This is a genomic window from Bradyrhizobium sp. (assembly GCF_019242285.1).
GTDB lineage: Bacteria > Pseudomonadota > Alphaproteobacteria > Rhizobiales > Xanthobacteraceae > Bradyrhizobium.
Window position 1 is genome coordinate 1 of the sequence record NZ_JAFAVV010000355.1, and the last position, 22376, is coordinate 22376.

Below are 22376 nucleotides of genomic sequence, written 5' to 3' on the forward strand. Positions count from 1 at the left end.
CAGGGCGACGGCGTCATCAAGATCGAGATGCACTTCCTGCCGGACGTCTACGTCACCTGCGACGTCTGCAAGGGCAAGCGCTACAACCGCGAGACGCTCGAGGTGCTGTTCAAGGGCAAGTCGATCGCCGACGTGCTCGACATGACCGTGGAGGAAGCCGCCGAGTTCTTCAAGGCGGTGCCGCGCGTGCGCGAGACCTTCAACACCCTGCACCGCGTCGGCCTCGACTACATCCATGTCGGCCAGCAGGCGACCACGCTGTCGGGCGGCGAGGCCCAGCGCGTCAAGCTCGCCAAGGAATTGTCCAAGCGTGCCACCGGCCGCACGCTCTATATCCTGGACGAGCCGACCACCGGCCTGCACTTCCACGACGTCAAGAAGCTGCTGGAGGTGCTGCACGAGCTGGTGGCGCAGGGCAACACGGTGGTGGTGATCGAGCACAATCTCGAGGTGATCAAGACCGCCGACTGGGTGATCGACCTCGGCCCCGAAGGCGGCGACGGCGGCGGCGAGATCGTCGCCTGGGGCCCGCCGGAAGACATCGTCAAGGCACCGCGGAGCTACACGGGGAAGTTTTTGAAGCCGGTGCTGGAGAAGGCAGGCAAACCGAAGAAGGCGAGCGGCGGCAGCAGGAACGCGAGCGAGGCGGCGGAGTGAAGGGTGACCGCGAACCCAGACGCGTAGGACGGATGAGCGACTGCCGAAGCTCGAAGAGCGAAGGCGGAAGCGATCCGCCGCTCACGTCCGGCGGGTTATGCCTGCGGTTAAGCCGCTTTACCCTTGATGCTCTACCGCGTCCGAAACGGGCTGCCATCGCCCACAAACACGCGCCGCGCGACATCCAATTGCTTGCCCCACGCCGCCGCATCCTCGAAGCCGCCGGCCGCGAGGGCCGCTTGCGCTTCCTCGAAGCTCGCGACACCGTCGGGCCGCGCGCGAGCCGCCGCCTCGTAGGCGATGGCGATGTAGCCTTGCGCGAGCCGGGCCGGTCCCGGCGCCGGCGCCGACTGATAGCGGGACACGGCGAGTGAGAACGCGGCGAGCGCGTCGTCGGTCTCGCCGAGCGCGAGATGACAGGCGCCGATCATCCAATGCGACGTCCCTTCCCGGAGGGGTCCGAGGTCCAGACGATGCACCAGCGCTGACGAGCGCCGCGCGAGAGCGAGGCCTCTATGCAGCTCCGCTCTCGTCGGCGCGGGCCATTGCGACGCCTCCTCCCAGCCGGGCCAGCGGTCCGCGGCGGCATTGAAGCATAGCCGCTGCGCGGCCATGAGCGCCTCGCGTTCGGCCGCGGCCAGGGTGCCGGAGGGCTCGCCGATACGCGCCTCGATCGCATCCGCCGCCGCTTCCGCCTCGGCCACGATCAGCCGCGGATCGCCGCCGCGCAACGATTTGAAGCGGTCGACGTGGAGCGTCTCAACCAGCGTCTCCGTCAAGTTGCCCTCCAACCATGAACCATGCTTTGCCTGCGCCATTGCTGCGGACGCCCGCGCGGCCGGCGCGACAAAAACTCTACCTCAAAACTTCTACCAATCGACACCGGCACCAAAACGTGACTATGTCCGGCCGAAACGTCATCAAGGCCCGCTACGAGACGTGGGCATGATCCAGTCCAGTTGGTTTGCGTACTGATCTGCGGATGCTCTACTCCCTCGTCATCTTCGATCTCGACGGCACATTGGTCGACAGCGTCCCCTGGTTTCGGCGCCATGTGAACGACGTCGCCGACCGCTTCGGCTTCCGGCGGGTCGAGGACGGCGATGTCGAGATGCTGCGGCATGCGTCGACGCGCGAGATCCTTGCGCATCTCGAGGTGCCGCTGTGGAAATTGCCGCTGATCGCGCGATACACACGGCGGCTGAAGGCCGAGCACGCCGCGCACATCCCGCTGTTTGCCGGCGTCGACATCATGCTGCGTTCGCTGCGTGAGGCGGGCCTGGTTCTGGCGCTGGTGTCATCCGACAGCGAACGCAATGCGCGCGAGAGGCTCGGTCCGCTGGCGGCGCTGTTCTCGCATTACGACTGCACCGCGGCGGTGTTCGGCAAGCCGCAAAAATTCCGCCGCGTGCTGCGGCGTGCCGGTGTCGATGCGGCCGCCGCGATTTCGATCGGCGACGAGACCCGCGACATCGAAGCCGCGCGTGCGGCCGGCATCGCCTGCGGCGCCGTCACCTGGGGCTATGCGGCCGCGCCTGCGCTGCACGCACTCGCGCCGGACCATGTGTTCGAAGGGATGGACGACATCACGCGCGCGCTGGTCGCGAGTGATGCGGTGCGCAGGAGCGGTTGAGCGGACCGTCCCTGCGCCGTTCGACACACGAAGGCAGACGCGAAACCCATCACATCGCGAGATGATGGGTTTCGCTGCCGCTCGACCCATCCTGCGCATCAAAGATGGTAGCGCTCAATTCAGCCCGCAGCAGAGCCTGTATTTCTTGCCTGAGCCGCACGGGCACGGATCGTTGCCGGCCTTGCCTTGGGGCTGGTCGGTCGGCAGCAAGATCGGGTCGCTGCCGGGCGCGTGCACGACGGCCGCGGGCGGCCCCTTGTGATGCACCAGCCGATGGTTGTTGAGGGTGACGATCCATTCGGGGATGAGATCGACCGCGCGCTCGCTGAGCTCCTCGACGAAGCCGCGCGGCAGGTCCTTGTTCTCGTAGACGATCTCGACCAGCGCCAGCAGGCCCATCATGGCTTCGGAGGTTTCCTCATTGTCCTCGAGCAGCTTCTCCCATGCGTTCGGTCGCAGGCTGACAGCCGTCGCGAAACCCTCCATCCAGATCTGCCAGACCACCTCGTCGTCGCGGACCGAGAACAGCGGCCAATAATCCTCCGGGCGGTCCATCAGGGTCATGACCACTTCGTTGTAGTGATCCATGATGAGCGCGAACACCCGGTTGGCATGATCGACGGTCTCGAACGGAGATTGCCGGTCCTCGCGCTCATCCCAGATCACCGGGAGCCATTCATTGGGCGTGACCAGATCCGGGCATACCAGCAGTCCGGCAATGAAGCCGTCCAGCTCCTCCAGCATCATGGTGTCCTCACCGAGAGCGAACAGCTCCTCGTCGAGCTGCTTGTGGCGAGCCGATATACCGGGCATCGGACCCTCCTTCCCTCAGACCCATCCATTCAACGAAACGCGGCGCGGCCCGGATGGGTCCTGGCGGGGCAGCCGCGCGCTCTCCTGCCTGATGTCGCAATCCCGTTCCGGATTGTCCAGACGCGATTGCGGGAAAAATGGCCGTGCCCGGCCGCCCGCACGGAGAACCACGGTACTGCTCAACCCCTCTGCCGCGCCCCCTCATTCCGTGATTGCCGCCTCGACGAATCCCTTGGGGTCCTCGCAGAATTCGCGGAGCGTCCTGAAGTGGTCGGTCTCGCGCACGGTGACGGGCTCAAGCCCGTACTTGGACAACCCCAACAGGGTCGCATTCGGATAGGCCATCAGGATCGGCGAATGCGTGGCCATGATGACCTGGCAATGGCCGATCTCGTCCATTCGCCGCATCAGTTTCAGGAATTCGATCTGCCGCGCCGGCGACAGTGCCGACTCCGGCTCGTCGAAGATGAAGATGCCCTGCCGCTGGCAGCGTTCATCGAAGAAGCGCAGGAAACCCTCACCGTGGGAGTACGAAAGAAAATTGGGCGCGGTACCGCCCCATTCGAGCGCCATCCGGTCCTGATACCTCGCCACCGAGAAAAAGCTCTCCGCACGAAAGAACCAGCCATTCGTGATTTTCGGCAGCCAGCTCGCGCGCAACGCCTCCGACAATTCTCCCCCCATCACCTCGAGCGCGCCCGAATGGTCGACCGGCGTGTAGCCCTTGCCACCGCCGGCGCCGTCATAGCCGGCCAGCGCGGCGATGCCCTCCAGCAAGGTCGACTTGCCGGTGCCATTCTCGCCGACGATGATGGTGATGGCCTTCTCGAAGGTCAGCTCGAACGCATCGCGCAGGAAAGGCAGACAGAACGGATACGCCTCGGGATCGGGAATAAGAGATGGATCGAGCCAGATCCGCTTCAGATACGGTGCCGGCAGGCGGATGTCGCGCTTTCGTCCCCGGCCCATAGGTTCTCCCCGCCACCCTGACTATCCTACCCTTGATACCGCCCGGAACACAACAAGAACCATCTTGCCTGACCACGCTGATGCCAAGTACGACCTATTCCCTGTTCCGACACGCGATCCTGGCCGAGCAGCAGGTCACCTGCGTCTATGACGGCCGCTACCGCGAACTCTGCCCCCACATCATCGGCACCAGCAGGGGCGGCGAGGAAGTCGTGCTGGCCTGGCAGTTTGCGGGCGAAAGCTCAGGGGCGCTGCCGCAATGGCGCTGCCTGCGGCTTCGCAACGTGACGCAAGCGCGCGTTCGCACCGGAGCGTGGTACGAAGACGGCTCGCACCGCACCGCGCAGACCTGCGTCAGCACCATCGATCTCGACATCAACGTGCATGTGCGCAAGCGCCGAAAGGGCACCGGCAAGAATATCCGCAGTTAGGGCGCTTTCGAGCGAAGTGGATACCGGTTCGCGTGAAGAAAACGCGTCAAAAACAAGCTGGAGCTTCCGTTCCGATTCCATCGGAACGGAAGCTCTAGATGACACAGCCGCATGCCCGGCATGCGCAAACTGCCCGTCGTGCCAATCGGCCGCAGCCACAACCTTCCGATTTTCAGAATCTTCCTTGACGCACAGCCAAATCAGCGGTATTCTCCGCGCCGTCCCGTCTCGACCGGAGGGGCGCTTCGCGATCGTCACGACACGCGGGGCGGGATGCGATGGACGCGGACGCGCTGCGAGACGAGCGGCATGACGCGGACTGCGAAATCGTGTGGTCCTGGCGCCGCGACGCTGGCGTCAAGCTCGTGATGATGCTTCGCATCACATGGGTGACGGGGGCAAGAAAGCCCGCTCCCCGGGGAGAGCACGTATAAGCCGTAACCCATCGCGCAGGGAAGGCCGGTTGATCGGCTCGTACCTGTGGTGACTGCCGCCTGCGTTTCTTGTTGCAGGCGGGCCATGGGTGCAGCTGGCATCCGGTCTTCCCTGCGCCCTCCTTGATCTTCGAGGGCGGATTGCTTGCAAGACTCGGACAAAATCCCGTCGCGAGAATGCGAGCGTATGCCCGACTGTCATGCCCGCGAAGGCGGGCATCCAGCATCCCAGAGGCCTCTCGGATGAAAACAACTGTCTCTGGAATGCTGGATCGCCCGGTCAAGCCGGGCGACGACACGGGATGATACTTCGATCGCACTGCTATAGGGTGGGCAAAGCGGCCACATGCACCGAAGCGTGCCACGCAGAGACAGAAGCGTGCCCACCATTCGAGAGCAATGCCGTGGAGAGATGGTGGGCACGGCGCTTCGCGCCTCAGCCCACCCTACAATTCTGACGGACGAAGTCTTGCTCCATCGCCTCGAGCACGAGCTCCATGGTCATCAGCACGGGATTGTCGCCGCGGACGAGCCGGCCTTGCGCGAGCCCGCCGGTGTAGTCGACCAGCGCAACGTCGAGCGCGGCCTCCAGCGCGCCGCCGACGCCGGGCGCGATCATGCCGGATGTGATCGCAAGCTCGGTGGCAAAGGGCTCGACGATGCTGTCATCGACGAAGCGCGCGCCGATGGTCGAGCCGACGCCGCCATGGATCCTTCCACCCGCGATGCCGTGCGCGCAGCAGAAATCTTCCAGCGCGCCGGCGACATCCTGGTTCGGCCGCAGCCTCAGGGCGAAGGCGCGGCTCGTCGTGCTCGCTCCCCTCGCCTCCGCCGGCACGGGACCGAACAGCTTGAAATTCGTCTCCGGATCAGGCTCCGCGGCGAACACCGCGCCGTCGATGCCGAAAGCTTCGGCCGCGAGCGGCTCGGCGACGACGGTCTCCTCCGGCAGCATGTGGCCGCCATTGTCGCGCCCGTCGGCCTCGCGCCACAGGCCGTGGCAATGAAAGAATGGCGCGCCGTCGCGAACACCGAGCGTGAGGGTCGCAAGCTTCAGCCGTGTGACGCCGCCCGGACGGAACGTATCGCTGTAGAAGGCGGCGTGCTCTGTCGTCTTCGACAGCGCCGGCATCACATAGGCGAACGGACCGAGCGCGCCGCCGCGGATGTTCAGCGTGCCGCCGGCAAAACCTTCGGCTGCGAAGCCGTGCCGTGCGGCTTCGAGCAGAGGCAGCCCAGGCTCCAGCGTGAACGAAAAGGCGCGGCCGCGCGCCTCCACCCATTGGATGCGTTCTGGATTCGGCGGCCCGGGTTGCTCGATGCGGCGCATGGCGCCTCAGTCCGGCTTCTTGGGCGTGGGATCGAGCAGCCCACGCGCTTCCAGCTCATTGCGCACCAGCCGCTTCGGGATCTTGCCATAGCCGGATTTCGGCAAGGCATCCCAGAAGAAGAACCGTTTCGGCATCTTGTAGCGCGGCACTTTTGGGCCGAGGAACGCCGCCATGTCGGCCTCGCTCACGGTGCTCGCGCCCTCGCGTGCCACGCAGACGGCAACACCGACCTCGCCCCACACCGGATCGGGAACGCCGAGGACTGCGACCTCGCCGATCGCGGGATGGGTCAGGATCTTCTCCTCGACCTCGCGCGGGTAGATGTTCGAGCCGCCGGAAATGTACATGTCGGAGGCACGGCCGGTGATATAGACAAAACCCTGCTCGTCCCTATGGCCGAGATCGCCGGTGCGGAACCAGCCGTCGCGGAACGCTTTCGCGTTGGCCTCGGGATTGTCGTAATAGCCCGCGAACACTGCGGGCCCGATCACGCAAATCTCGCCGGTCTCAAACGGCTTCAACTCGCGGCCGCTATCGTCCTGGATCGAGACCTGCATGCCCAACCGCTCGTAGCCGCAGGTGCCGACGCGCGCCTCAGGCCCGTCCTCGGCCTCGTGCAGTGCCGCCGGCAGCACGGTGATGTTGCCGGTGACCTCGCCGAGCCCGAAATATTGCACGATGACCTTGCCGAGCCTGCTCAGCGCCGCCTTCTGGTCCTCGCGGTACATCGGCGCGCCGGCATAGATCACATGGCGCAGCGAGGAATGATCGAATTTGTCGACCGCGGGATGCTCGACCATCATCTTCAGGATCGTCGGCACGGTGAAGAGATTGGTCACCCGATGCCGCTCGATCAGCCGGAACGCCTCGGCGATGTCGAATTTCTCGGTCGGCAGCAGCACGGTCTTCGCCCCGCGCGCGCTCTGCATCAACTGATGCACGCCGGCACCGTGCGACAATGGCGCGACCACCAGCGAGGCGTCCTCCTCCGTCGTGCCGGGCGTGAGATCGGCGAGATGGTTGGTGATGACGAAGGCCATCTGGCCATGAGTCAGGACCGCGGCCTTGGAGCGACCGGTGGTGCCGGAGGTGAAGAAGAACCAGCAGGGATCGTCGTACTCGACCGCGACATTGCCGGTGTCGGCCCCCTCGTGCGCCTTGATCGCGTCACCGAGTGTGCGCTCGCCGAAGGCGCCCTCCCCGCCAATCCGCCAGATGAAGTCAGGCCCCGACACCGCGCCGGCATGATCGGGAAAATCACCGTGGCAGAGGAACGCCTTCGCGCCCGAGGCGGTGGCGAGATAGGCGACCTCTTCCGGCATCAGGCGGAAATTGGTCGGCACCCACACCGCGCCGAGCCGGAACGCGGCGAACATCGACCAGAACATCTCCTCGCAGTTCTTGGAATGCACGAGGATGCGGTCGCCCTTGGCGATACCGCGCTCGGCCAGCGCAGCGGCAAGCGCGGAGACGGCGCGGTCGATCTCGTTCCAGGTCCAGGATCGCTCACCCCAGACGAAGCCTGTGCGGTCGCCGTGCCGCCGTGCATTCTGGGTGAGGATATGCCCGAGATTCATGACGCGGCGCGACATCCTGAGCTGACCACCGCGCGAGGAGGAGGTGCTGGCCGCCGCGTCGCTCATCTCAGCGGCGCCCCATCCAGATGCCGGCCGCAAGCAGCACCAGCCCGGCCACGCCGGAGACGATGCCGTGCTTGGCGTGCACCCGTGTCACACCCTCCTCATGTCCCGGCAGGAAGCTCGGCAATTGATCCGCCGGCACCAGGAAATAGACGGCGGCGATCACCAACAGGACGACGCCGAGCAGCATCAGCACGAGCTTCATGGGGTTTCCTCATTCAACGCAAGACATTCACGCAAGACGGGCGGCTTTGCAGGTCCGGAAGGCCTGAGCTTGACCGACCAGCTTCTTTATCGTCATCCCGCAATCCGTCGCAAGACCCGCTGCGTATGCCCCCGGTTGCGGCGCGATATTGCCGCCACGCCGGTCACGATCGAAATGTCGTGAACCTGGTTCGACCTGACGAAGTCCAATCGAGAAGCGCGCTTTGCGACGATTTCTTTTCCTCCACCGCATCACCCCCGAAAACGAGATAAAGACCATGCTGAGCCGCCGCGCCTTTGCCGTATCGATCATTGGCCTGCTCGGGACCGTCGGCCCGCACGCCGCTTTCGCCGAGCCCGCCGCAGCAAACGATCCCGTGGCAATTGCAACCGCGATCTACACCCGCGTCGCCAAGGGCAAGGGCGATGGCGGCGGCGGCTTCGTCATCGTGAACGCCGCGGCCAAGGCCAAGTACCTTTCGAAAGCGCTGATCGACCTCTGGGCCAGGGCCGACGCGCACACGCAGAAGGGCGATGTCGGACCGATCGAGTTCGATCCCGTCACCAATTCGCAGGACCCGGACGTCAAGTCGTTCAAGGTCGCGGCGGAGAAGACCGACGCCGACAAGGCCGTGATCGCGGTCTCCATCATCGGCCGCCGCGCGCCGCCTAAGGTCGCCGCCGACCAGGTCGTCCGTTATGACTTCGTGCGCGAGGCGACCGGCTGGAAGATCGACGACATCAGGGGCGCGATCGACGGCGAGCCGTGGTCGGTGCGGAAGCTGCTCGAAGAGTCCCTGAAATATTAGCCGGCCGGACGCCCCGATTTGCATTCACGAGGCCGGGCTCCCAAATACGAGGTCGATCCCGCCGGAACTTGAAACCCAGATTGAAACCCATGCCTGCCGTCCGCGACAACAAGCTGCAACAACGTTTCGAGCTCGACGTCGAAGGCGGGCTGGCCTTTGCCAATTATCGGCTCACCGCGGACTCCGTCATCATCACCCACACCGAGACGCCGCGCGCGTTACGCGGCCGCGGCATCGCCTCCGAGCTGGTCAAGGGAGTGCTCGAGCTGATCAGGGCCGATGGACGCAGGGTCATCGCCGGCTGCTCGTTCGTGGCGGACTATCTCGCCAAGCATCCGGAATACGCGGATCTGACGCCATAGGGGCCGCAAGATGAGGCTATTCCCCGCCGATCCGCAATCTTGCGGAGGCCTTTCTTAACGGCTTCGATACTGGAAGGCGCATCCACTGGCCCCGGGCTTTCAACAGATCACAAATTCCCCGGGGAACGGCGATGTTCATTGCGGCTCTTTACGGCTCGATCAAGCAATACCTGCGCTATCGATCCCAGCTTCTCAGCATGGAAGATCTCGACGACCACATGCTGTCCGACATCGGGCTGAACCGCGCCGAGCTGCGCGCCGCGGCCTGGCGTCAGGCCGAGCGCTCCGCGCACTAGGCTCGCGTACGACGCCCGTCAGCGGAAAAGCCCGCCAGAAGCGGGCTTCCCTGCGGCCGAGATCGCCGCAGCGTTCAGTGCTTGATCTCCGGAGGCAGCTTGCCGCCATTGGCGGCGAGCTTTGCCATGACCTCCTTGTGCAGCCAGACGTTCATGCTGGCCGAGTCGTTGGTGTCGCCGTGATAGCCGAGCTCCTTGGCGAGCTCCTTGCGGGCGGCGAGGCTCGAATCGATGTCGAGCGCCTTCATCAGGTCGACGATCGAGGTCCGCCACTCCAGCTTCTCGTGCTTGGCCGCAGCCGCCTTGTCGACGATCACGGCGACGTCCACGCTCTGGGCGGGTGCGGCCGAAGGCGCAGTTCCCGTAGGCGCGGCAGACGAAGGTGCGCCTGCCGGCGCGCTGCTGGTCGTCGTTGTCCCGCCTGTTGCCGGCCCAGCTCCCGCCGCTGCCGAATGGCCGAAAATCGCGCCCATGATCTTTCCGAAAACACTCATCCCTTGCTCCCAATTGGACTGGCAATTTGGCGTGAAAGGCCGAAGCGGCCGGTTTTTGCCGCGCGGCATCCGTCCCCCGGATATCCAGCGAATCTAGCCGTCCGTGCGGTACTTGCCAAATGCGAACTGGATGTCGATTCGAGCCGCGCCGCGGCGAAACGACGGCGGAATGGCGGGTGCCGTGGTTTGCGCTGCGGGAAAATTTTTCACTGAGCCGTGAGTCACGCTTTCGAGGTTTCGGAGTATGGTGTGCGTTCGCTTCGCGACACGGACCATGAGCTTCTCGCGTCTGGCTTCGATCGCGATCGTTTCGGCAAGCGGCCGTCGGCGCCCTCGCCCGGCGCGGAAGGCGGCCGCGCGAAGGGAGCTGACGACCATGGCCACACCATACCAAGGCAATGTCACGCCGCGCGCCCCGTCCGCACAGGACAGTGCGGCTGGCCCCGCCATCCGGACCATCGGCATGTCCGACCTGCAACAGGCGCTGCGGCGCGGCTGGGAGGACTTCAAGGCGGTGCCGAGCCACGCCATCATCCTGTGCGTGATCTATCCCGTGCTCGGCCTCGTGCTGGCGCGCACGACGTTCGGCTATGCGGTGGTGCCGATGCTGTTCCCGCTGGCCGCGGGGTTCGCGCTGCTCGGTCCGTTCGCGGCGCTGCCGCTCTACGAGTTGAGCAGCCGCCGCGAGCGCGGCGAGGAGCCTTCCGCCTGGGACGCGCTCGACGTGGTGCGATCGCCGTCCTTCGGCGCGATGCTGGGGCTCGGCACGCTGCTGCTCGCGCTGTTCGTGACCTGGGTGGCGACCGCGCAAGCGATCTATGTCGCGGTGTTCGGCTATGAGGGCGCCTCGGGCGTCTCCGACTTCGTCCAGCGCGTGCTCACGACGCCGCAGGGCTGGTGGCTGATCGTGGTCGGCTGCGGCGTCGGTTTCCTGTTTGCGCTGGTGGCGCTTTGCATCAGCATCGTGTCGTTTCCGATGATGCTCGATCGGCACGCGGGCGCCGGCGAGGCCATGGTGACCTCGATCCGCGTCGCCGCCAGGAACCCGGTCACGATTGCAGCGTGGGGCTTGATCGTGGCGGCGCTGCTGGTCGCCGGATCGATCCCGCTGTTCCTCGGCCTCGCCGTGGTCATCCCGCTGCTCGGCCATGCTTCCTGGCACCTCTACCGTGCGGCGGTCACCATCGATCCGAACGCGCGCCCGATTCCGCCCCGTCCACCGCGTGAGCGGAAGCCCGCAGCGGATTTTCCGGCCAACCTGTTCCCATGGCGGCGGCGTGATGATGCATAAGTGAATGAAGTTCGGACGGCAGAGCGCGGACATTGCTCGCCAATCTGCCGTCCCGATCGTTGAAAGGCGTTCAAAGGAACTTTACCGCCTATTGCCTGTCAAATGATCGAGGTCTAATTCGTCACGAACACCTGACCGTGGCGGGATAGCCTTGCTTTGGCCGAGGTTGGCCACGACACCCCCGTCGGCCGGGTCATCCTCGAATCGATCATTCCTCAGTTGGTGCCCCTGATGTCCTTTCGTCTTGTCCTTGCAGCTTTGGCCGTCGGCGCGGCCCTGGCGTCGCCACTGGCCGCCGCAGCGGCGGCGCCTTGCGGCAATGGGAGCTTCGACTCCTGGCTCGCCGACTTCAAGAAGGAGGCCGCCGGCAAGGGAATCTCGCCAAATGCCCTCGCCGGCCTGAACGGCGTGACGCTCGATCAGAGCGTGTTGTCGCGGGATCATTCGCAGAAGGTGTTCAGCCAGACCTTCGAGGAGTTCTCCAGCCGGATGGTGCCGCCGCGGCTGACCCGCGGCTCCAACATGATGAAGCAGTATGGTTCGGTGCTGTCCCGCATCGAGGAGAGCTATGGCGTTCCAGGCGAGGTTCTGGTCGCGATCTGGGGGCTGGAGACCGATTTCGGCGTCAATTCCGGAAAGTTCGCCACCCTGCGCTCGCTCGCGACCCTCGCCTATGACTGCCGCCGCGCCGACGAGTTTCGCGGCGAGTTGATGGACGCGTTGCGGATCGTCGACCGGGGCGACCTCACACCTGCCGACATGCGCGGGGCCTGGGCCGGCGAGATCGGCCAGACCCAGTTCATGCCGTCATCCTGGATGAAATACGCCGTCGATTTCGACGGCAATGGCCGGCGCGACCTCCTGCACAATGTGCCCGATGTGCTGGCGTCGACCGCGAACTACCTGAAAAACTACGGCTGGCAGCGCGGCAAGGACTGGCAGCCCGGCAGCCCGAATTTCCCGGTGCTGCAGCAATGGAACAAGAGCGAGGTCTACGCGCGCACGGTCGCCTATTTTGCCACCCAGCTCGCTCACGCGCCCTAGTCTTTGCAAGGGGCCGACCGCCTCCGCAACCGGCCCCCGCCGATCATCGACAGGCGCGGATCACTTGCCCATTTCGGAGTGCATGGCCTTCGTCAGATGCATGCCGCAGGCACCCATCTTGCCGCTCAGCATCGCGTCCTGAGCCATCGCGATCTCCTTCTGCGCGGTGAACTTGTTCGGGCCGTCGGCCATCGCATCGACCCCATCCTCGGCCTTGGTCAGGTTCGGACCGCTGCAGCCCATCATCTTTGCGGCCTGGGCGGGAACGATGGCGGTGACGACAGCCGCAAGGACGGCTGCTCCCAATAGTTTGTTGCGCATTGTTGCTTTCCATTCTTGTTGCACAGAGCCGACTCCATTGCCGGATCCGCGGAACGATCTTTTTGCTGACGGACATGCGGGTGCAGAATGAATTCCCTGCGAGAAAAATGTGATGGGCGCCCGCCGCAGAGCTCTCATGCGAATCTGCGTCATTCTGTCGCATGAAACAAAATAGTGAATTTATATTCATAAACATCGACCGAATCACTCATGCAATGGCGCATAGTCGTGCGGTATGGAAATGGTCGCAATTGTTTGATCCTCAATCCATTTCGCTGGATGGTTCTTTTATCGTGCAGCGCGGTAATACTGTGATCTTGCGATCATTTGCAATGTATCTGCGCGCGTCCATGGCGACGGATGCCCGAAACCAAAGTTTAACCGGTCGTTCAAAGGCATGCATTTCCTGCTTAGCTGCACCGCAACATAATCCCTACTGGCAGCGCGACTACTGTTCTATATTCATTTCAATGATCCAGCTCGGGTGAAGAGCTGAATCTGACTGCAAGGAGACTAAAATGCTGCTCTCGCTGATCCGCATGATCAAGGCGTTCCGGGACTATCAGCGCAATGTCAACGAGCTCTCGCAGCTCAGCGACCGTGAACTGGCCGATATCGGCCTCGATCGTTCCGACATTCCGCGCGTGGCCGCCGGAACCTACAACGGCTGATTTCATTCGGCCGACTTCGTTGAACGGATAGCGCCCGCTGTCACGCGGGCGCTATCGTTTCTAGAACTCGCCCTGCTCAATCGGTCACTGCCAGCAACACTGACCGTGTTTTTGCTCTGGTGCCGGCCCCGATGCCGATGCGCTTTCGCTGAAAACGCGCTAACGCTGCGGCTATGACTGGGACCGTCACCGCTTCGAAAACCGTTCACGTCGTCGGCGCCGGGCTCGCCGGCTCCGAAGCCGCTTGGCAGGTCGCCCAGGCTGGCATTCCCGTCGTGCTGCACGAGATGCGTCCGCTCCGGATGACCGAGGCGCACCGCACCGACGCCCTGGCAGAGCTCGTCTGTTCCAATTCCTTCCGTTCGGACGATGCCGCCAACAATGCGGTCGGGCTGCTGCATGCCGAAATGCGCCGCCTGGGTTCGCTGATCATGCGCGCGGCGGACGCCAACCAGGTGCCCGCCGGAGGCGCCCTGGCAGTGGACCGGGAGGGATTCTCGACCGAGGTTACCCGGACCCTCGCCGAACACCCGGCCATCGACATCAGTCGCGGCGAGGTCGCGGGCCTGCCGCCGTCCGACTGGGGTAACGTCATCGTCGCGACCGGCCCGCTCACCTCGGCGCCGCTGGCCGATGCGATCCGCGCCCTGACCGGGGAGAGCGCGCTCGCCTTCTTCGATGCGATCGCACCCATCGTGCACAAGGACACGATCGACATGTCGATCGCCTGGTTCCAGTCGCGCTACGACAAGGCCGGCCCCGGCGGCACCGGCGCCGACTACATCAATTGCCCGATGACTAGGGAGCAATACGACGCCTTCGTCGCGGCGCTGCTCGCGGGCGAGAAGACCGACTTCCGGGAATGGGAAAAGAGCACGCCCTATTTCGACGGTTGCCTGCCGATCGAGGTGATGGCCGAGCGCGGGCATGAGACGCTGCGGCATGGGCCGATGAAGCCCGTCGGCCTCACCAATCCGCACAATCCGACGTTGAAGCCCTACGCCATCGTCCAGCTCCGCCAGGACAACAGGCTCGGCACGCTCTACAACATGGTCGGATTCCAGACCAAGCTGAAATACGGCCCGCAACAGCGCATCTTCCGGACCATTCCCGGACTCGAGCAGGCCGAGTTTGCGCGGCTCGGCGGATTGCACCGGAACACCTTCCTCAATTCGCCAAAGCTCCTCGACGGCCAACTCCGACTGCGTGCGGCGCCGTGGCTGCGATTCGCCGGACAGATGACCGGCTGCGAAGGGTATGTCGAATCCGCCGGTATGGGACTGATCGCCGGGCTCTACGTCTCCGCCGAGGCCCGCGGCCGGGCGCTGCCGCCGCCACCGGCGACCACGGCGCTCGGCGCCCTGCTAGGCCATATCACCGGCGGCCACCTCGAGACGACCGAAACGGACGACCGCTCCTTCCAGCCCATGAACATCAATTTCGGATTATTTCCGCCGCTGGACCAGGCGCCGACGAAGAAGCCGGACGGCACGCGATTGCGCGGCAACGAGAAGACGGTGGCGAAAAAGCAGGCGATGAGCGCGCGGGCGCTCGCCGATCTCGATCGCTGGATCGCCGCACATCTCGCCTTCCCGGCAGCGGCGTGAGCATCTCATGAGCCTGGAGGACGACGCCGAGACCCTGTCGGCGCGCTGGATCGAAGGCGTGCTGCTCAAGCGCGACGTGTTCTCGACCGTGGAGCGCGGCCGCTTCCGCAGCGAGCGCGGCGAGGTCGATGCGGTGCTGCGGCGGCTCGATCGGGTGCCATGGTGGTCCTACCTTCCCGCACGGCACCTGTTCGCGCGCGAGCGCAAGGCGCTGACCTTGGCCAAGGGACTCAATGTCGGGCCCGAGCTGCTCTGGGCCGGCCGCAGCGCCCTGGTGCGCGGCTTCATCGACGGCGTCGCGCTGCATCTGGCAAAACCTCACGGCGACGTCGCCTATTTCCGCTCGGCCAAGGCGGCGCTGCGGCGGCTGCATCGCGCGGGCATCTGTCACAACGACCTCGCCAAGGAGCAGAACTGGCTGCGCGGCACCGACGGCCGCTGCTATCTCACCGACTTCCAGCTTGCCGCCTGCTTTACGCGGCGCAGCCGCCTGTTCCGCATCGCCGCTTACGAGGACCTGCGGCATCTGTTGAAGCACAAGCGCAGCTATGCGCCGGAATCGCTGACGCCGAAGGAACGCCGCATCCTGGCGCGCAAGTCGCTGGTCGCGCGCGTCTGGCTCATGACCGGCAAGAAGGTCTATCGCGCCATCACGCGCGGCGTGTTCAATTTCACCGACCGCGAAGGCGGCGGCAGGCGACTCGTCAATGACGCGCCCGTGCTGGCCGAATTGATCCGCAGGAATATCGACGTACGCGACACCGCCATCGTGGCCTTTGCCGATCGCCGCACCGGCGTCGGCCTCTACGCCTTTGTCGAGGCCGACAAGCCCTCACTCGAAACGCAATTGCGCCATGAGCTCGCCGTTGCCAAGGGCCCGAAACCGCCGGAGCACATCCAGGTGGTGCACGCCCTGCCGCGCGATGCCACCGGCAGGCCGCGCACCGAGATCCTGCAGCTCGTGGCGATGAACCAGCTCGACCTGATCGAGCCGATGATGGCGAACGAGACCGATCGCGCCTTCCTCAAGGACATCCTGGAACAGCGCAAGAATCTGCGCGACCGCTTCAACTTCGAGGCGAGCGGCCTGAGCCTTCCGTCGACCTGACGACGACGCGCCCGAGCCACCAATCAACGACGCCTTCGAATGCAAGGATGGGAGTCTCGATATCATCCTGACGGATCGCGCGCGTCCTATTTTTGACAGAGAGCGTCCGATCCGCCAACAATTTGCCAATCGTGCTGTCATCTTCCCGCGAAATGTCGCCGATCAGAAACAAGCCCGACAAATTTCCGTGGTCGAATACCTGAACTGGGATCGTTCGGGGAGACGATTGTGCATCCTGTGAGCAACGCTGCACGCAAAACGGACAGCAGCCTGATCGAGGTGATGCCAATGGGAGCCGCACTCGGCGCTGAGGTGCGGAACGTCGACATCAAATCGTTCGGCGACTGGCAATACGCCGCGTTCATGCGCGCCCTGCTGCAGCATCAGGTCCTGCTGGTCCGCGGACAGTCGCTCGTGGGCCACGACCTGATCGCCTTCAGCCGTCGCCTGGTCAAGGGGCTGTCGAAAATCGCCCCCATGTCGACGGTGAGGGTGAGCGGGGCGTTCTCCTGCCTCGAGACACCGCCCATCGTGAGCCTGCTCCACGCCCGCGAGATGCCGCCACATGGGCGCAGCGCCTCGTTCTGCAGCCTTCATGCACTGCACGATTCGCTGCCGCCGGCGCTGAGGCGCCGCATCGCCAATCTCGAGATCGGCCATGGCTCGGCTATCTTCGAGTGCGATGGGATCGACCGTCATCGATCCAAGCCGAGCGGTGATTGGCGACCCCCGCATGGAGCGGCTCGTCCGCTGGTCTGCCATCATCCCGACACCGGGCGGCAGATGCTTCGTCTCGGACGGCGGCGCAACGCCTATCTGCTCGGCCTGAAGCCTGCTGAATCCGAGGCCCTGCTCGACGAGCTCTGGCAATATGTCGAGCATCCGGAATTCTGCTGGGAGCATGCCTGGCAGGCCGGCGACCTCGTGATATCGGACAGGCGCTGCACCCTGCAGCAGCGCGGCCCGTTCGAGGACAGCCCACGCTGGGCCATGAGCCGGACGAGGCTCACGGAGCGCCGCCGAGATACAGCCGCTTGACGATGTCGTTGGCTTTCAGCTCGTCGACGGACGAGGCCGCGACCGCGATCTCGCCGTGCACAATGATGTAGCCGCGGTCGGCGATGCGAATCGCCTGGTTGAAGTTCTGCTCGGCCATCAGCACGGTCAGGCCGAAGCTCTGCTTGAGCTCGCCGATCTTGCCGATGGTCTGCGATACCAGGAGCGGCGACAGGCCGACCGAGGGCTCGTCGATCAGCAGAAGACGCGGCGACGACATCAGCGCCCGTGCGATCGCCAGCATCTGCTGCTGCCCGCCGGACAGCGTGCCGGCGAGCTGGCGTCGCCGCTCCTTCAAGACCGGAAAGGTCTCGAATGCCATCGCAAGATTATGCTGGATGGCCTTGCGCGCCGCCTTGCGGAAGGCGCCGAGCATCAGGTTTTCCGCAACCGTCAGCTTCGGAAACAGCCGCCTGCCCTCCGGCACCAGCGCCACGCCGAGATCGACGATTGCCTCCGGCGACAGCCAGGTCAGATCATGCGCCTTGCCGTCCACCGTCAGCGAGACGGTGCCGCGTTCCGGACGGACCATGCCCATGACGCACTTCATCAGTGTGCTCTTGCCATTGCCATTGGTGCCGAGCAGCGCGACGGTCTCGCCGGCCTCCACCTGCAACGCCACGCCGCGCAGCGCCTTGACCGCGCCATAGCCGGCATCGAGGCCGTCGATCGCGAGGCTAAGTGCCAAGATAGGCCTCCTGCACCCGCGCATTCGCCATCACCTCGGCTGGCGGCCCGATCGCGATGATCCGTCCCGCATCGAGGCACATCACGCGCTGGGAGAATCGCATCACGGCCTGCATGATGTGCTCGATCATGATGATGGCGATGTCGTCGCCGCCGAGGCTCATCAGGAGATCCAGCACCTCGTCGACCTCTGAGGTCGACAGTCCTGCCATCGCCTCGTCCGAGATCAGGAGCTTGGGCCCCGTCGCCATCGCGCGCGCGAGCTCCATCTTGCGCAGTTCGACCTGCGTCAGCGTCGCCGTCGGCGACTCCGCCTTCGCTGCGAGCCCGATCCGCGCCAGGATCGACATCGCAGCCTCGCGGCGGTGCGCGGTGGATTCGAGCGTCTCGCGGCCGGCAGCGAAATCGAGCGCCACCATCAGGTTCTCAAGCACGGTCATGCTTCGGAACGGCCGCGGGATCTGGAAGCTGCGGGCGATGCCGCGCCGCGAGCGCTGGTTCGGCGGCAATGGCGTGACGTCCTCGCCGCCAAAAATCACCGCGCCCTTGTTCGGACGCAGCGCGCCGGAAATGCAGTGCACCAGTGTCGTCTTGCCCGAGCCGTTCGGCCCGATCAGGCCGAAGCGCTCGCCTTTTCGAACCTGCACGCTGACGTCGTTGAGCGCGACGAATCCGCCAAAGCTCTTGGTCAGCGCGTCGATGCGCAGCAAGGGAGCGTCCGGCGCTGCGGGGACCGTCATTTCGAGCCTCCCCGACGCTTCGGCTGCCTTTGCACCAGCCCGATCACTCCCTTCGGCGCGGCCACCACGAACAGCACCAGCATGACGCCGAGCACCAGCACGTTCACCTCAGACGAGATCGTCACGGCGAGGAGCTGCTGGGTCGCCCCGAGCAGGATCGCACCGAGCACCGGGCCGATCCAGTGCGCGGTCCCTCCGATCAGCGCCATCGCCAGCACCGAGACCGAATAGTTCAGGTTGAAGGCCGAATCCGGATTGGCGTATTGCAGATACATGGCGGCTGGCGCTCCCGCCGCCGCCATCAGCGCGCCCGAGATGACGCAGGCGAGGAGCTTGAGCCGCAGGGTCGGCACGCCCGTGCATTCCGCCGCAAGCTCGTCATCCCTGAGCGCATGCAGGCCGCGCCCGATCCGGGAGTTCTGGATGCCGCGCGTGATCGCGACCGCGATGACCACGAGCAGCGCCTGCACGAAGAACAGCATCTTGACATAGCTGTCGAACGGCGCGGTCACCGGTGGCCGCTGCAACTGGATGCCGGCCGCGCCGCCGACGAATCGAAAGTTGGTGATCGATGTCTCGATGATGATCGCGAGCGCGATGGTGGCGATGGAGAAGAAGATGCCGCGCATCCGCAATGTCAGGAGGCCGACGCCGAGCCCGAGCAGGCTGCCGACCACGGCAGCGGTCGCGATCTGCACTGGAAGCGGCGCCCCGAATGCCTTGACCAGCAGCACGGCGGTGTAGACGCCGACGCCGAAGAAGGCGTTGGTGCCGAAATTGACGTAGCCGGCATAGCCGCCAAGGATGGTCCAGGCGACCGCCAGCACCACGAATTGCAGGATCACATAGCCCGCAAAGAACGGGTACTCGTTGCGCACGAGCTGCGTCATTGCGAGCATGGCGGCGAGAAAGACCACCGCCCCCAGCCAGAATGCAATGGAGCGACGCTGCACGGATCACCTGCCGAGCAGGCCTTGCGGCCGCACGGCGAGGACGCCGAGCAGCAGCGCAAACGAAATGGCCGGCGCCCAGGAGGCTCCGAACAGGGTCAGGACGATCGATTCGGCGACACCGAGAATGATGGCAGCGATCAGCGTGCCGGAGATGCTGCCGAGCCCAGCCATCACGACGACGCAGAAGGTTCGTCCGATATAGACGCGGTCGAGCGTGGGCTCGACGGGCGCCACCACGATCAACAGCGCACCGGCGACCGCGACCACCGCGGTCGCGATGCCGAAGGCGACCTGCTTGACCCGGATCGGGTCGGCCCCCATCAGCCGCAAGCCTTCCTCGTCCTGGGCAACGGCACGGATCGCCCGGCCCATGAAAGTCTTCGACAGATAGGCGGCGAGCAGCACGGTCAGCCCCATCGCGACCGCAAATGCGACGAGCTGCCGGATCGGGATGCGCAGATCACCGAACCGCCAGGCCTTGCCGATATAGGGCGCGGTCACCGAGCGCTGGTCGACGCCGAACTGCACGATGATCAGCACCTCGATGATGAAGGCGACGCCGAAGAAGAAGGCGATGCCGCGCACGGCGGCGTCGCTGCCGCGCCGCTCGAAGGTCTCGTAATAGATTCGATAGGTGATGATGCCGAGCGCGAAGAACAACGGTGCGAGCATCAGCCCGGCGAGCAGCGGATCGATATCGTAGCGGTCGTTGAGGAGATAGACGCCATAGGAGGCGAGTACCAGGAACGCGGGATGCGCGACCTGGGGCACGTCGAGCAGGCCGAACGAGATTGAAAGCCCGATGCTGACGGCTGCGTAGAAGCAGCCGAGCAGCACGCCAAGCACCACGGCATCGCGGAGCAGGTCGATCGAAAACACCTGAACCATCCTCCTCAACCCGCCGCCATTGGCACGTCCTGAAAACCTGCCGAGTTTATTCGCGGGCCTTCTCGAAGGGAGTGATGAGGTCGCCCGTCTTCAATCGGTCGGGAAACAGGATCACCTGCTTGCCGGGCGAGCGGAACTGGTCGACGTTCTTGTCCTTGACGCCGCGGAACTGAGCCTCGAGCGTCGAGGACTCCTTCCATTCGCCGTTTTCCGCAAAGGTGATCGGCCCCACGATGGTCTGCATCGTGTTCTCGTGCAGATATTTGGCGAGCCCCTTCTGATCGAGCGACTTGGTCGCATTGGCGGCCGCTTCGACCATCTGGCCCATGGCGTAGCCATAGGGCGCGAGATAATAGCCGAGCGGATCGACCTTGGCCTCGACGGCGCGCTTCGAATAGGTCTCGAAGAACTCCTTGGTCCCGTCGAAATACATGCTGGGCTCGGGAAGCCAGGTGTTGAAATTGACGACGCCATTCATCAGCGAGCCGAGATTTTCCATGACCGCGGCGAATTGCAGGCCGACCATGGCCCCGCCGAAGATCCTGACGTTGTCGCCGACCCCGATCTCGTTGACGGCGCGCAGGATCGCCGCCGAATCCGGCGGATAGGATGCGACGAAGACGATATCGGGCTTGGTCGCGTTCATGGCGCGAACGATGCTGGAGAACTCGGCCAAGCTCGGCGGATAGGCCTGGTCGAACACGACATTCAGATCGAGCTTCTTGGCGACGTCGCGGGCGGTGGTCGCGAGGTTTTGCGCGAATTCCTGGTCAGCCGAGAGCAGCGCCATGGTCTTGCCGCCGGCCTTCTGGCCGAGTGTCAGGAAGCCGGTGGCCCAGCTGTCGGCGGGGCCCCAGGGCGCATTGTTGAACCACATGTCGTGGTGAACCTTGCTGTTCACCTGGAACGAGAAGTTCCCCATCAGGAGCAGGCCGCGCTGCTTGACCAGCGGCATGATCGGCGCCGTCGGTACCGTCGCATAGGGCGCGAACAGCAGGTCGACCTTGTCGATGTCGAGCAGCTTGGCATAGATCGCCGGCGTCTCCGAGGCGCTCGACTTGTCGTCATAGACCACCAGCTCGACCTTGCGGCCAAGCAGGCCGCCGCGGGCGTTGATGTCGTCGCGCCAGATCTCGATGCCGAGCAGCGAGGCCTTGCCGCCACCGGCCAGCCCGCCGGTTTGCGGCATCGACATGCCGATCCTGATCGGCGGCTCTTCCGCCCGCGCCGCCGGCATCAGGCCGAGCAAGGTGATGGCCGCCGCCCAGCCGAGCAATAACCTGCGATTCATGCTTCCCCCTCTAGGCACCCTTCTTGATGTTGAGTGTCGCCCGTGTGCGCCCTTAACTCGCGGAGGCCATCTCCTTGAGAATGGCCGATGGGTCGGAGCCGACCCGGCCGCTGGTCTTGTCGGCCTCGCCCTCGCGCGACAGCCGCAAGTCGAACCGGATGCTCGGAACCCCCTTGATGGGGCACTCCGGATCATCAGGGACAATGTCCACGGCGAGATCATCCGAGGAGCCGAACACGACGTCATCGGCGAGATGCGGATCGTCGCGCAGATAAAGTGCGGTGACGAGTTCGCGATAGCCGGGGGCGCCGACCAGGAAATGAATGTGGGCCGGCCGCATGCCGTGGCGGCCCTGCGCCTTCACCATCGCGCCGACCGGCCCGTCCATCGGAATCGAGTAGCCGCGCGGCCTGACGGTGCGCACGATGTAAAGCCCGTCGGCATCGGTGGCGAACACGCCCCGGTAGTCGGTGGAGGCCGGGTTTTCCTGGATGTCGTAGAGGCCGTCCGCGCCGGTCTGCCAGACCGAGACGGTGGCGCCGGCAAGCGGCTTGCCGCGGACGTCGGTGATCCTCCCGTACAGCACGCACTCGGTGCCCGGCCGGACATGCTTTGCGATCTGGCTGCCGGCAGCCAGCGTCGGCGA

The 22376-nt window shown here is 64.9% G+C and carries 27 protein-coding genes and 1 pseudogene; 13 read left to right on the forward strand and 15 right to left on the reverse strand.

All coding sequences use genetic code 11. The features are described 5' to 3' along the window. Positions 1-657: ATP-binding cassette domain-containing protein (locus tag JOY90_RS13895; RefSeq protein WP_291691695.1), on the forward strand; the 657-nt coding region annotated here is incomplete at its 5' end. A 131-nt stretch (positions 658-788) separates the two neighbouring features. Here JOY90_RS13895 and JOY90_RS13900 read toward each other — a convergent pair. Beyond that, a complete protein-coding gene (locus tag JOY90_RS13900) occupies positions 789-1436 on the reverse strand; it encodes a hypothetical protein (protein ID WP_291691696.1) in 648 nt (215 codons plus the stop codon). A gap of 203 nt (positions 1437-1639) precedes the next feature. Between JOY90_RS13900 and JOY90_RS13905 the strand changes: the two genes are divergently transcribed. Then, positions 1640-2290, forward strand: a complete 651-nt coding sequence (locus tag JOY90_RS13905; protein ID WP_291691697.1) for an HAD-IA family hydrolase — start codon at positions 1640-1642, stop codon at positions 2288-2290. Between the two features lie 114 nt (positions 2291-2404). Here the strand turns inward: JOY90_RS13905 and JOY90_RS13910 are convergent, their stop codons facing one another. Further along, positions 2405-3103 (reverse strand): UPF0149 family protein, encoded by a 699-nt coding sequence (locus tag JOY90_RS13910; RefSeq protein WP_291691698.1) that lies wholly within the window; start codon positions 3101-3103, stop codon positions 2405-2407. A 201-nt stretch (positions 3104-3304) separates the two neighbouring features. Beyond that, positions 3305-4072, reverse strand: coding sequence for an AAA family ATPase (locus tag JOY90_RS13915; protein ID WP_291691699.1), 768 nt, complete (start codon positions 4070-4072; stop codon positions 3305-3307). Between the two features lie 80 nt (positions 4073-4152). Between JOY90_RS13915 and JOY90_RS13920 the strand changes: the two genes are divergently transcribed. Then, positions 4153-4503, forward strand: coding sequence for a hypothetical protein (locus JOY90_RS13920; protein WP_291691700.1), 351 nt, complete (start codon positions 4153-4155; stop codon positions 4501-4503). An 870-nt stretch (positions 4504-5373) separates the two neighbouring features. Here JOY90_RS13920 and JOY90_RS13925 read toward each other — a convergent pair. From JOY90_RS13925 to JOY90_RS13935, 3 genes are read right to left on the reverse strand one after another with little or no spacing between them, the layout of a single operon-like run. After that, positions 5374-6267, reverse strand: coding sequence for a DUF296 domain-containing protein (locus tag JOY90_RS13925; RefSeq protein ID WP_291691701.1), 894 nt, complete (start codon positions 6265-6267; stop codon positions 5374-5376). A gap of 6 nt (positions 6268-6273) precedes the next feature. After that, positions 6274-7911 (reverse strand): acyl-CoA synthetase, encoded by a 1638-nt coding sequence (locus tag JOY90_RS13930; RefSeq protein WP_291691702.1) that lies wholly within the window; start codon positions 7909-7911, stop codon positions 6274-6276. 1 nt (position 7912) lies between these two features. Further along, on the reverse strand, positions 7913-8113 hold the full coding sequence (locus JOY90_RS13935) for a hypothetical protein (protein ID WP_291691703.1): 201 nt from the start codon (positions 8111-8113) through the stop codon (positions 7913-7915). A gap of 277 nt (positions 8114-8390) precedes the next feature. Between JOY90_RS13935 and JOY90_RS13940 the strand changes: the two genes are divergently transcribed. The 3 genes from JOY90_RS13940 (at position 8391) to JOY90_RS13950 (ending at position 9579) form a co-directional block, all read left to right on the forward strand. After that, positions 8391-8921: a DUF3828 domain-containing protein gene (locus JOY90_RS13940; RefSeq protein WP_291691704.1), complete on the forward strand. Its 531-nt coding sequence runs from the start codon at positions 8391-8393 to the stop codon at positions 8919-8921. An 89-nt stretch (positions 8922-9010) separates the two neighbouring features. Then, complete coding sequence (locus JOY90_RS13945; RefSeq protein WP_291691705.1) at positions 9011-9283, forward strand: GNAT family N-acetyltransferase; 273 nt, start codon at positions 9011-9013, stop codon at positions 9281-9283. A gap of 131 nt (positions 9284-9414) precedes the next feature. Continuing rightward, the gene (locus JOY90_RS13950) at positions 9415-9579 is read left to right on the forward strand and encodes a DUF1127 domain-containing protein (RefSeq protein WP_291691706.1); all 165 of its coding nucleotides are present in this window, start codon (positions 9415-9417) and stop codon (positions 9577-9579) included. A gap of 74 nt (positions 9580-9653) precedes the next feature. On the opposite strand, the gene JOY90_RS13955 is transcribed toward JOY90_RS13950, so the two are convergent. Both JOY90_RS13955 and JOY90_RS13960 read right to left on the reverse strand, forming a co-directional pair. Beyond that, entirely contained in the window at positions 9654-10073 is a 420-nt protein-coding gene (locus JOY90_RS13955; protein WP_291691707.1) for a DUF3597 domain-containing protein, read from the reverse strand. Positions 10074-10166: 93 nt separating this feature from the next. After that, entirely contained in the window at positions 10167-10451 is a 285-nt protein-coding gene (locus JOY90_RS13960) for a hypothetical protein (protein ID WP_291691708.1), read from the reverse strand. Here JOY90_RS13960 and JOY90_RS13965 point away from each other — a divergent pair. Beyond that, positions 10450-11364 (forward strand): DUF2189 domain-containing protein, encoded by a 915-nt coding sequence (locus JOY90_RS13965; protein WP_291691709.1) that lies wholly within the window; start codon positions 10450-10452, stop codon positions 11362-11364. The genes JOY90_RS13960 and JOY90_RS13965 overlap by 2 nt on opposite strands. A 231-nt stretch (positions 11365-11595) precedes the next feature. Then, entirely contained in the window at positions 11596-12408 is an 813-nt protein-coding gene (locus JOY90_RS13970; RefSeq protein WP_291691710.1) for a lytic murein transglycosylase, read from the forward strand. Positions 12409-12468: 60 nt separating this feature from the next. Here JOY90_RS13970 and JOY90_RS40135 read toward each other — a convergent pair whose 3' ends face one another. Then, entirely contained in the window at positions 12469-12882 is a 414-nt protein-coding gene (locus tag JOY90_RS40135; RefSeq protein WP_367276931.1) for a hypothetical protein, read from the reverse strand. Between the two features lie 8 nt (positions 12883-12890). Here JOY90_RS40135 and JOY90_RS13980 point away from each other — a divergent pair, with 8 nt between their 5' ends. From JOY90_RS13980 to JOY90_RS14000, 5 genes are all read left to right on the forward strand, one after another. Continuing rightward, positions 12891-13217, forward strand: a complete 327-nt coding sequence (locus JOY90_RS13980; RefSeq protein ID WP_291691711.1) for a hypothetical protein — start codon at positions 12891-12893, stop codon at positions 13215-13217. A 30-nt stretch (positions 13218-13247) separates the two neighbouring features. Continuing rightward, complete coding sequence (locus tag JOY90_RS13985) at positions 13248-13400, forward strand: DUF1127 domain-containing protein (RefSeq protein ID WP_291691712.1); 153 nt, start codon at positions 13248-13250, stop codon at positions 13398-13400. A gap of 173 nt (positions 13401-13573) precedes the next feature. Then, on the forward strand, positions 13574-15007 hold the full coding sequence (gene trmFO / locus JOY90_RS13990) for a methylenetetrahydrofolate--tRNA-(uracil(54)-C(5))-methyltransferase (FADH(2)-oxidizing) TrmFO (RefSeq protein WP_291691713.1): 1434 nt from the start codon (positions 13574-13576) through the stop codon (positions 15005-15007). A gap of 7 nt (positions 15008-15014) precedes the next feature. Beyond that, positions 15015-16115: a serine/threonine protein kinase gene (locus JOY90_RS13995; protein WP_291691714.1), complete on the forward strand. Its 1101-nt coding sequence runs from the start codon at positions 15015-15017 to the stop codon at positions 16113-16115. Between the two features lie 228 nt (positions 16116-16343). Beyond that, positions 16344-17153 carry a TauD/TfdA family dioxygenase gene (locus tag JOY90_RS14000; RefSeq protein ID WP_291691715.1) on the forward strand — a complete coding sequence of 270 codons (810 nt, stop codon included), beginning with the start codon at positions 16344-16346 and terminating at the stop codon, positions 17151-17153. On the opposite strand, the gene JOY90_RS14005 is transcribed toward JOY90_RS14000, so the two are convergent. From JOY90_RS14005 to JOY90_RS14030, 6 genes and pseudogenes are all read right to left on the reverse strand, one after another. Continuing rightward, on the reverse strand, positions 17122-17859 hold the full coding sequence (locus JOY90_RS14005) for an ABC transporter ATP-binding protein (protein WP_291691716.1): 738 nt from the start codon (positions 17857-17859) through the stop codon (positions 17122-17124). The two genes, JOY90_RS14000 and JOY90_RS14005, sit on opposite strands and share 32 nt — an antisense overlap. Further along, positions 17849-18598, reverse strand: a complete 750-nt coding sequence (locus tag JOY90_RS14010) for an ABC transporter ATP-binding protein (protein ID WP_291691717.1) — start codon at positions 18596-18598, stop codon at positions 17849-17851. The genes JOY90_RS14005 and JOY90_RS14010 overlap by 11 nt, the downstream gene beginning before the upstream one ends. Next, positions 18595-19551: a branched-chain amino acid ABC transporter permease gene (locus JOY90_RS14015; protein ID WP_291691718.1), complete on the reverse strand. Its 957-nt coding sequence runs from the start codon at positions 19549-19551 to the stop codon at positions 18595-18597. Before JOY90_RS14015 ends, JOY90_RS14010 begins: the two co-directional genes overlap by 4 nt. 3 nt (positions 19552-19554) lie before the next feature. Beyond that, positions 19555-20439, reverse strand: coding sequence for a branched-chain amino acid ABC transporter permease (locus tag JOY90_RS14020; RefSeq protein ID WP_291691719.1), 885 nt, complete (start codon positions 20437-20439; stop codon positions 19555-19557). 46 nt (positions 20440-20485) lie between these two features. After that, positions 20486-21730 (reverse strand): amino acid ABC transporter substrate-binding protein, encoded by a 1245-nt coding sequence (locus JOY90_RS14025; RefSeq protein ID WP_291691720.1) that lies wholly within the window; start codon positions 21728-21730, stop codon positions 20486-20488. Positions 21731-21782: 52 nt separating this feature from the next. Next, positions 21783-22376, reverse strand: a pseudogene (locus tag JOY90_RS14030) (hypothetical protein); the annotation flags it as partial.

What these genes read in the sequence shown, in the direction of transcription:
- JOY90_RS40135 (WP_367276931.1), bottom strand. Translation starts at nt 12,882, where the DNA reads ATGACGCAGATTCGCATGAGAGCTCTGCGGCGGGCGCCCATCACATTT.
- JOY90_RS13915 (WP_291691699.1), bottom strand. Translation starts at nt 4,072, where the DNA reads ATGGGCCGGGGACGAAAGCGCGACATCCGCCTGCCGGCACCGTATCTG.
- JOY90_RS13950 (WP_291691706.1), top strand. Translation starts at nt 9,415, where the DNA reads ATGTTCATTGCGGCTCTTTACGGCTCGATCAAGCAATACCTGCGCTAT.
- JOY90_RS13930 (WP_291691702.1), bottom strand. Translation starts at nt 7,911, where the DNA reads ATGAGCGACGCGGCGGCCAGCACCTCCTCCTCGCGCGGTGGTCAGCTC.
- JOY90_RS14020 (WP_291691719.1), bottom strand. Translation starts at nt 20,439, where the DNA reads ATGGTTCAGGTGTTTTCGATCGACCTGCTCCGCGATGCCGTGGTGCTT.
- JOY90_RS13920 (WP_291691700.1), top strand. Translation starts at nt 4,153, where the DNA reads ATGCCAAGTACGACCTATTCCCTGTTCCGACACGCGATCCTGGCCGAG.
- JOY90_RS13910 (WP_291691698.1), bottom strand. Translation starts at nt 3,103, where the DNA reads ATGCCCGGTATATCGGCTCGCCACAAGCAGCTCGACGAGGAGCTGTTC.
- JOY90_RS13960 (WP_291691708.1), bottom strand. Translation starts at nt 10,451, where the DNA reads ATGGTCGTCAGCTCCCTTCGCGCGGCCGCCTTCCGCGCCGGGCGAGGG.
- JOY90_RS13955 (WP_291691707.1), bottom strand. Translation starts at nt 10,073, where the DNA reads ATGAGTGTTTTCGGAAAGATCATGGGCGCGATTTTCGGCCATTCGGCA.
- JOY90_RS13945 (WP_291691705.1), top strand. Translation starts at nt 9,011, where the DNA reads ATGCCTGCCGTCCGCGACAACAAGCTGCAACAACGTTTCGAGCTCGAC.
- JOY90_RS14025 (WP_291691720.1), bottom strand. Translation starts at nt 21,730, where the DNA reads ATGAATCGCAGGTTATTGCTCGGCTGGGCGGCGGCCATCACCTTGCTC.
- JOY90_RS13905 (WP_291691697.1), top strand. Translation starts at nt 1,640, where the DNA reads ATGCTCTACTCCCTCGTCATCTTCGATCTCGACGGCACATTGGTCGAC.
- JOY90_RS14010 (WP_291691717.1), bottom strand. Translation starts at nt 18,598, where the DNA reads ATGACGGTCCCCGCAGCGCCGGACGCTCCCTTGCTGCGCATCGACGCG.
- JOY90_RS13980 (WP_291691711.1), top strand. Translation starts at nt 12,891, where the DNA reads ATGAAACAAAATAGTGAATTTATATTCATAAACATCGACCGAATCACT.
- JOY90_RS13935 (WP_291691703.1), bottom strand. Translation starts at nt 8,113, where the DNA reads ATGAAGCTCGTGCTGATGCTGCTCGGCGTCGTCCTGTTGGTGATCGCC.
- JOY90_RS13940 (WP_291691704.1), top strand. Translation starts at nt 8,391, where the DNA reads ATGCTGAGCCGCCGCGCCTTTGCCGTATCGATCATTGGCCTGCTCGGG.
- trmFO (WP_291691713.1), top strand. Translation starts at nt 13,574, where the DNA reads ATGACTGGGACCGTCACCGCTTCGAAAACCGTTCACGTCGTCGGCGCC.
- JOY90_RS13985 (WP_291691712.1), top strand. Translation starts at nt 13,248, where the DNA reads ATGCTGCTCTCGCTGATCCGCATGATCAAGGCGTTCCGGGACTATCAG.
- JOY90_RS13995 (WP_291691714.1), top strand. Translation starts at nt 15,015, where the DNA reads ATGAGCCTGGAGGACGACGCCGAGACCCTGTCGGCGCGCTGGATCGAA.
- JOY90_RS13970 (WP_291691710.1), top strand. Translation starts at nt 11,596, where the DNA reads ATGTCCTTTCGTCTTGTCCTTGCAGCTTTGGCCGTCGGCGCGGCCCTG.
- JOY90_RS13925 (WP_291691701.1), bottom strand. Translation starts at nt 6,267, where the DNA reads ATGCGCCGCATCGAGCAACCCGGGCCGCCGAATCCAGAACGCATCCAA.
- JOY90_RS13965 (WP_291691709.1), top strand. Translation starts at nt 10,450, where the DNA reads ATGGCCACACCATACCAAGGCAATGTCACGCCGCGCGCCCCGTCCGCA.